Source organism: Lacticaseibacillus pantheris DSM 15945 = JCM 12539 = NBRC 106106 (assembly GCF_001591865.1).
Lineage (GTDB): Bacteria > Bacillota > Bacilli > Lactobacillales > Lactobacillaceae > Lacticaseibacillus > Lacticaseibacillus pantheris.
The window spans coordinates 1-7154 of sequence record NZ_BCVS01000114.1 but is presented as its reverse complement, the minus strand read 5'-3'; the positions used below and the strand labels follow the sequence as shown (position 1 = coordinate 7154).

Here is a 7154-nt window from a genome sequence, read left to right as displayed (position 1 = left end):
GTGGATTACCATGGAGCACCCCACGGAAGCCGTAGCTCACCAACCCGGCCAACGCTGTCGTGAACACCTACCGTAGCAATCACGGCGGAAGGCACGTAAGCCGCAACCCCCAACGCCGCCCGCAGGTTCCGAACCCCCACCCTCACCTTCACCCGATATAGTCAACCATGTGACTTTATTTTTTTTGTTAATTGCATTATCATAATAGCACTAGGGTGGTAACGGTTACATCATCCTGCTGAAATCTGTTGTTATTTATCAATTGGGGTGCCCACGCTCCTTTGCAGTGCACCTACGAGAGGGGTAAGTCATTATGACGTCAATTGAACGTGATGTGCAGTACGACGAGCGTCTAGATTTGCGTACCGACCTGTATCCAGCGACTACCACTGAGCAGCGGGGGACCGTCCTCCTAATTCACGGCGGCGGCTGGTTCCGGGGCGATAAGAGCAAAGAGACCAAGGCAGCCTCGATCTTCGCGGACGCTGGCTACCAAGTGGTGGTGCCCAACTTCCGCCTCGCACCGGATTACCTGTATCCCGCGCCGCTGGTGGACATGGATAGCTTGGTTACCTGGCTACGGCAAAGTGGCCGCATTGATGACCACGTGGCCGTTGTGGGCGCCTCCAGCGGTGGTAACATGTCCGTTGAGGTGGGCCTGAAGTATGGCTGGCCGGCCGTCTCCCTTTCCGGCATCATCAACATCGAGGAGTGGCTGGCTGCGCACCCCGACGTTGTGGGCACCCTGGCTCACCAGGCGCCCGCTGACGCTGACTCCACGGCTATTGATCAGGATGGGGCCGACGATGAATTCTACAAGGGCTTTGTCGAGCAATACTTTGGTGCTGCTAAGGAGTACCACCTCGGCACGCCGTACCACCACGTGACGGCCAAAGCTGGCCCCATGTATCTGGCTAACTCGCTAAATGAGTTCGTGCCGAATGACGGGGTGCTCCAACTAGAAGCTGCTTTGGTAGCCCAGCAGATTCCCGTCACCACACGCTTCTTGCCGGGAATGCGCCATGGCGAAGCGTACCTGGATGACGTGGAGAAAGACGTGCTGAACTTCATCGCTACCTGGATTTAACTTACGGCGCTAAAATACGACCCTGACTGCCCACGTAGGTGCGTCAGGGTCGTTGTTGTATTAAGGCACTTATTTGAGCCGGTTAACCATCCTGGCAGTGTATTCAGTCCGTTCGGGATGCCAGATCCGCTGGTTGAGGTCCAGCGTCGCCCACGATAATGTGTAAGGTTGGGCTACATGCTGGAATAATTATTCTCGGCGGGTTACGCTTATGGTCTAGGGACTTAGCACCTGGTGTACGTGATCACGGCGCTGAAAAAACTGACTAAAAATAACGTTAAGAGGTTAATGAATTGGTAGCTTATAAAACGGGTTTAATGCGGCCGGCAGATTTAAAGACGGTGATTGAAGGGTCCGGGCTCAACCGGCGGACGGATGATGAACACCGGCTGACGGGGATGATTGAAAACGCGGACGTGCTCATCAGCGCTTGGGATGGGCAGCGGCCCGTCGCCTTTGTCCGTGTGCTGACGGATTATGCCGATGTAATTTATATCGCTGACCTGGCGGTGGTGGCGGACTATGAGCGGCAGGGGATTGGACGGCACCTCATTGGCCTGGTGACCGAGGCCGTGGGTGCCGACAAGAACGTGGTTTTGGTCGCGTCACCATCCGCTGCAGATTATTACACGCACCTTGGTTTCACGCGTAACGATCGGGGCTATGTGCGGCCCGGGAAGGCCGAGTAACCGGGCTTTTAAGCCGCCGTACCTTTGCGTGGTTAAGTAATCCGTGGCACCAGTACGAATAAATTGATGAGGGAGTTGAACAAATATGCACGTTGCAATTATCGGCGCCGGCCCCCGCGGCCTGGTGGAGTTACAGCGATTAGTTGAATGGCAGCGCCAGACAAAGCGGTTTGAGCGCCTGCAGGTGACCGTGATTGATCCGTACGGAGTTGGCGGCCGCGTTTGGCAAATAGACCAACCGCACGCGCTGCTGATGAACACCAACCCCAATAACGTAACGTTGTTTGCCGACCATACGGACCAGATTACCGGTCCCATTGTGACGGGTCCGGACTTGTACGATTGGACGCAGCGTGATGCCCGCGACTTTATCGTCGAGCACGCGCCCGCGCAGAGTGCGGCGTTATTGGCTGAAATCGCCGAGATTCGGCCGAACGGCTTTGCTTCTCGCAGTCTCTACGGCGCATACGCCGCGTGGTTCTACGCGTACGTGCTGAAGTCGTTGCCCGACAGCGTTACGGTGCGTCTCGTTCAGGAAGAGGTGCGCGCGGTTACGCCCCAGGACGGACAGTACGTAGTGGCGACGGCCGGGCCGACGCTGCTGGCTGACAAAGTGGTGATGTCACTCGGCCACACCGAGGACGAGTTGTCACCCGAACAGCACGAACTGGCGCGGTTTGCCCAGGAGTACGGCTTACATTACGTGACGCCGACGCACCCGCAGGAATATGACTTTACGGCCATCAAGGCACATGCGACCGTTATTTTGCGCGGCCTTGGCCTCAATTTCTTTGACGCCGTCACGTTACTCACGCAGGGACGTGGTGGGCGGTACTTCCGCGGCGATGACGGGTTGCTACAGTATCAGCCATCAGGACGCGAACCGCAAATCGTGGCGGGCTCCCGCCGCGGCTTTCCGTTACGGGCCAAGGGTGTGTACACGACTGCGGAGAGTGACTTTGTCGGTCAGTTTGTGAACATGGACTGGATCAACAGTTTTACGGAGCCAGGTTCGTTGAGCGGCAAGGAGCTGTTACAGCGCGTTCAACGAGAAATAGAGTACGCGTACTACCAGGTGCTACTACCAGAACGGTATCCTGATGCCGATGCGGCCGCGCTCCTGGCTAACTTTGCGGAAACTGGTCGGTCAGATCACCTAATTGAGGTGGCGAACGTCCGGCCGGAGGACCAGTTCAACTTTGACGAACAACTGAATCCGGAAAAGAAGTACCCGTACAGTGATCAGCGGGACGTCATGCTTGCCTACCTCACGGATGACGTGCGGACGGCGCAGCGCGGCACCAAAGAGGGACCAACGGCCGCTGCGTTGGAAGTGCTCCGGGATATTCGGAACGATATCCGTGCCATTGTTGAGCGGCGGCTACTCAGCGGTGACGATTATTACCACTACATTTTGAGTACGTTCAAACGGGCCGACGGGTACTTGGCGGTCGGACCGCCGGACACCCGTATTGAGGAGTTACGCGCGCTAGTCCAGGCGGGCGTTGTCACTATTTTGGGCCCCGAGATGGCGGTCAGTTTCGACACGCAAGCCGGACGGTTCAAAACGTGGTCCAAAACCTACCCGCAAACACAGTACTTTGCGGATTGCCTAGTTGAGGCGCGGCTCCCCGCCATTAACGCGGAAACCACGATCAATCCGCTCATCCGCTCCCTCTTTGACCAGCAGTTGGCGCATCCCCAAGCAATCGACGTTGAGGGTGACGCCAAAAAGACGGGGGCCGTAGCGATTGATCCGGTCCGCTCGCAATTACGTCCCGGGACGGTGGCGAGTCAGGGCATCTTCTTCTGGGGCGTACCCACGGAGAGAGAGAACTGGTTTACGACGACCAGCCCCCACCCGGATTTACCGGACACCGTCATTAAGGGCGCTGACCGGATTACGGCGCAGATATTTGGGACGGTGGAGTAGGTTTTGTCGATTCCTCTCTTCAGTTATAGAGGGTGCAGCCGCGAGAAACTCACCCCCAAATTGAAATTTTTTGGAGGATTGTGACAGAAGCCTTTAGCACACGAACGATACATCGTGGTCGCGCGCCAAAAGGTAGCTTACTAATATACAAGACGGCGTCAGTGGAAATCCCGAACTTAGGATTTACACTGATGCCATCTTGTATATCGGGAGCTAACCGCCTTTTGGCACAGTCCTCAACACCACATGCAAATGGCGAACACTGTTACCCCGTGATGGGGCGAGCAGTGTTCGCCATTTGTGGTTAGGTTAGGGTTGTTGCGGCCGCTTTATGCCGGTGCTGGAGCTGGCTTAGGGTCTGGATGCTGGTCGTGTCCCTCATCCTTACTGTCTTTGCGTTCCTTATCGGACTTCTGCTGGGCAATTTCTTCCTTGGTCAGCATGTCCTTTACCGTCATCTCCACGCCCGTCACCGTCAGGCCCGTCATCTGCTTGACGTTCTTCGCGATGGCGGTGGTCAGTTTGTCAAAGATGGATGGGGCGTTTTCGCCATAGTGGAGCACGGCGTCGAGCGATACCGTGACCGTCTGGTTGTCGTCCATGTTTACGTCCACGCCCTTAGTAGGGTCGGTGACCTTGCGGAAGAAGCCGGTCATGTTAGCAACCATTCCGCCTTCAAGCGAGTACACGCCTGCAACTTCGCTGGCGGTAATGCCGACAATTTTGGCCACTACGGCATCGTCAAATTTCAGTTCCTGGTCTACTTTGGTTGTTGTATCTTTCATTGTATCCATAATTGGGTCATCCTTTCGTGTTAGCGGTTTTGCTGCTGCCATTCGCGTTTGGTGAGCACGTCCTTCACGTTCATGTTGAGGGCGACCACCTGGAGGCCGGTCATTTGTTTAATGCGCGCACTCACACGCTCGCAAAGTTGGTGAAAGAGGGCCTGCGCGTCGCGGTCAAATTCTAGCAGTACATCGACGTCAATCGCCACCTGCTGCTCGCCCACGTCTACTTTGATGCCCTTGCCCGTGTTGTCGCCCTTGGTGAAAGTGTCGGCGATGGTATCCATCACGTTGCCGTCCATCCCCAAGATACCGTCAACTTCGTGCGCACAGAGCGCCGTGATTTTAGTGATGACCTGGTCGTCAAACGTGAGGCGACTATTGGCCATCAAGTCGTTGGTTGTGGTTTCCATATGCATCGCTACCTTTCCTTGTCGAACAGGTTCTTACCGGCAGTTAACCATTGCGCAATTGCGGGCCAGTTGGGGACTAGGTAGCGGGCCACGAGTAGGCCCACAATGCCGCCAAGGAGGGCGAGTAAGAGTCCACCAAAGCCGAATTGTAACCAAACAATGATTGCGGCACAGCCGGTGAGGCCGCCAACTATTTCTTTGCTCATATTGCCTCCTCCGGGTTAAACCACCCGTACCGCGCCCTTCTGTTGCTGGCTGGCCGGCTCGAGGTGTACGTTGACCCGTTTCACGGGGACGCCGAGGCTGGCCGTGACCGCGTCTTTGGCCGTCTGCTCAATATCGGTGGCTAACGTGGTGAGACCGTCACGCTGAATGGATGTTGCGTTCACCTGCATGCGGGTCACCTGACGCCGGCGCATGGTCACGCTGACGTCCACTTGGCCCACGGGATGTTGGGCGACAATGGCTTTGGTCACCGTGTTTTCGACGGCGCGGCGGTCTAAAGTCAGTTCACCCGATGGCGTTTGTAATGCCAGCCGACTGGTGGTGGACCGCCGCAAAATTGCGACTAACAACATAATCACAAAGACCGCGGCGGTCACACCAGTTAGGGCCAAAAGCGTCGGCTGTAGCCACTGGGATTGGTCCTGGTAGTAAGTCATGGCTTCCGGGACGGGCCAGAGTAGTAATGCAAAGGCGGCCGCGTCGAGTAGACCCACAATTGCAACAATGCCAAGAAACAACTTTGTTAATGGGCGCATAGGTTCGTCCCCCTACGTACGGGAGCGACTGCGCATGCCACCGATAATTAGTGACACGATGAAGACCACGATAATCGCCCCGATAATGGCTGGAAAGATGGCCATGTCGGCAACGTGTGGTCCCCAGTCGCCCAGCAGGCGGGTACCCAGCCAGGCCCCGGCGAGCCCACCGATAATGTTACCGACCCAGCCCAACGGCATGTCCCGGCCCACTATCGCCTGACCAATAACGCCAATGATGGCTCCGACAATAAGCATCCAAATGAAACTAAGCATGTTAATCATCCTTTCGTGTGTTGGTCTGTGTCTCCCCTAATTCAAGCTTAACAAGGTGAATTATCGAAAAGCAACAGTAATCTTAATGTTGTGCATAAGTTATATTATGATAATTTGCATTTATCGACCGCAACAAAATCGAACGGTAGAATAACAGTGCGTTGATACCGGTAAAGCGCTATCATTGAGTTGTAGATAAGTGGCAAAAGGGGGCCCAAATTATGGCTGACATTTATTTGGCAATTGACGTGGGTGGTACGAATATTAAGTACGGGTTGATTGATCGTGCTGGCAACTTGATGGAAAAGCACACGACGCCGACGCCGCGCAAAAGTTTTGACGATTTTATCGAGACGGTGAACCAAATTATTGATCGGTACGCGTCGCGGTTAAAGGGTGTCGCCTTCAGCGTACCGGGAACCGTAGTGCACCCACAAGAACTGGTCATTGGCGGTGGAATGGTACCGTTTTTGGACCAAAAGGAATTGCCACAGTACGTGCACGTTCCGGATGGCGTGCCGCTGGCGGTTGAGAATGACGGTAAGTCGGCCGCACTAGCCGAAATGTGGCTGGGCAACTTACACGGGGTGGTCAACGGTGCGGCCATCGTGCTTGGTACCGCAATTGGTGGCGGGTTAATTATTAACCGGCATTTGTATACGGGCTCACACTTCCAGGCGGGTGAGTTTAGCTTTATGTCGGATAGTCATGACTTTAGCGAGCAAAGTCTGCTCGGATTTCACGCTGGCTCGGCGGTCGGCATGGTGGAACGGGTCTCAGCGGCTTTGGGCCTGCCAACGAGAAATGATGGGCGTGCGGTGTTCGAGCAGATTAACGGTGGCAACCCGGATGCGCTGCGTATTTTCCGGGACTTTTGTCGGGAAGTGGCGTTGCTGATTGTGAACGTGCAGTCGGTGGTTGATATGGAGCGGTTTGTCATCGGTGGTGGCATTTCGGCGCAACTGATTGTGATTACGGAAATTAACGCGGCGTACCAGCAGGCGCGACGCGAGATGCCGCTGCTGGACCGAACTTTGGTGCAACCGGAAATCTTAGCGGGCAAATTCCAAAATGACGCGAATATGTATGGGGCGTTGTACAATTTGCTGATGAAGGTTAACGGTGAAGATGAGGAAACCCAGTGGGGTGTGCACCGGTAGAGCATGATGGCCGATGGTCGGCGGTTCTGGCCGGTGGCGGTGCCGCGGGG

9 protein-coding genes are annotated in these 7154 nt (G+C 55.5%); 4 read left to right on the top strand and 5 right to left on the bottom strand.

What is annotated here, in order from left to right; genetic code table 11:
* The first annotated feature begins 313 nt into the window (after window positions 1–313).
* The 3 genes from LPA02S_RS09955 to LPA02S_RS09945 all read left to right on the top strand — a co-directional run bounded on the left by LPA02S_RS09955 (window position 314) and on the right by LPA02S_RS09945 (window position 3709).
* A complete protein-coding gene (locus tag LPA02S_RS09955; RefSeq protein ID WP_056957105.1) occupies window positions 314–1087 on the top strand; it encodes an alpha/beta hydrolase in 774 nt (257 codons plus the stop codon).
* A 293-nt stretch (window positions 1088–1380) separates the two neighbouring features.
* On the top strand, window positions 1381–1776 hold the full coding sequence (locus tag LPA02S_RS09950) for a GNAT family N-acetyltransferase (protein WP_054651008.1): 396 nt from the start codon (window positions 1381–1383) through the stop codon (window positions 1774–1776).
* An 85-nt stretch (window positions 1777–1861) separates the two neighbouring features.
* Complete coding sequence (locus LPA02S_RS09945) at window positions 1862–3709, top strand: FAD/NAD(P)-binding protein (RefSeq protein WP_056957104.1); 1848 nt, start codon at window positions 1862–1864, stop codon at window positions 3707–3709.
* Between the two features lie 329 nt (window positions 3710–4038).
* Here LPA02S_RS09945 and LPA02S_RS09940 read toward each other — a convergent pair whose 3' ends face one another.
* The 5 genes from LPA02S_RS09940 to LPA02S_RS09920 are packed head-to-tail and all read right to left on the bottom strand — an operon-like array spanning window position 4039 to window position 5944.
* Window positions 4039–4503 carry an Asp23/Gls24 family envelope stress response protein gene (locus LPA02S_RS09940; RefSeq protein WP_054651000.1) on the bottom strand — a complete coding sequence of 155 codons (465 nt, stop codon included), beginning with the start codon at window positions 4501–4503 and terminating at the stop codon, window positions 4039–4041.
* Between the two features lie 20 nt (window positions 4504–4523).
* The gene (locus LPA02S_RS09935; RefSeq protein WP_054650997.1) at window positions 4524–4913 is read right to left on the bottom strand and encodes an Asp23/Gls24 family envelope stress response protein; all 390 of its coding nucleotides are present in this window, start codon (window positions 4911–4913) and stop codon (window positions 4524–4526) included.
* A 2-nt stretch (window positions 4914–4915) separates the two neighbouring features.
* Window positions 4916–5113: a hypothetical protein gene (locus LPA02S_RS09930; protein ID WP_054650995.1), complete on the bottom strand. Its 198-nt coding sequence runs from the start codon at window positions 5111–5113 to the stop codon at window positions 4916–4918.
* Between the two features lie 15 nt (window positions 5114–5128).
* A complete protein-coding gene (gene amaP, locus LPA02S_RS09925; protein WP_054650993.1) occupies window positions 5129–5668 on the bottom strand; it encodes an alkaline shock response membrane anchor protein AmaP in 540 nt (179 codons plus the stop codon).
* 12 nt (window positions 5669–5680) lie between these two features.
* Window positions 5681–5944, bottom strand: a complete 264-nt coding sequence (locus LPA02S_RS09920) for a GlsB/YeaQ/YmgE family stress response membrane protein (RefSeq protein ID WP_054651039.1) — start codon at window positions 5942–5944, stop codon at window positions 5681–5683.
* Window positions 5945–6165: 221 nt separating this feature from the next.
* On the opposite strand from LPA02S_RS09920, the gene LPA02S_RS09915 reads away from it, so the two are divergent.
* A complete protein-coding gene (locus tag LPA02S_RS09915) occupies window positions 6166–7104 on the top strand; it encodes an ROK family protein (protein ID WP_054650991.1) in 939 nt (312 codons plus the stop codon).
* Window positions 7105–7154 lie beyond the last annotated feature (50 nt).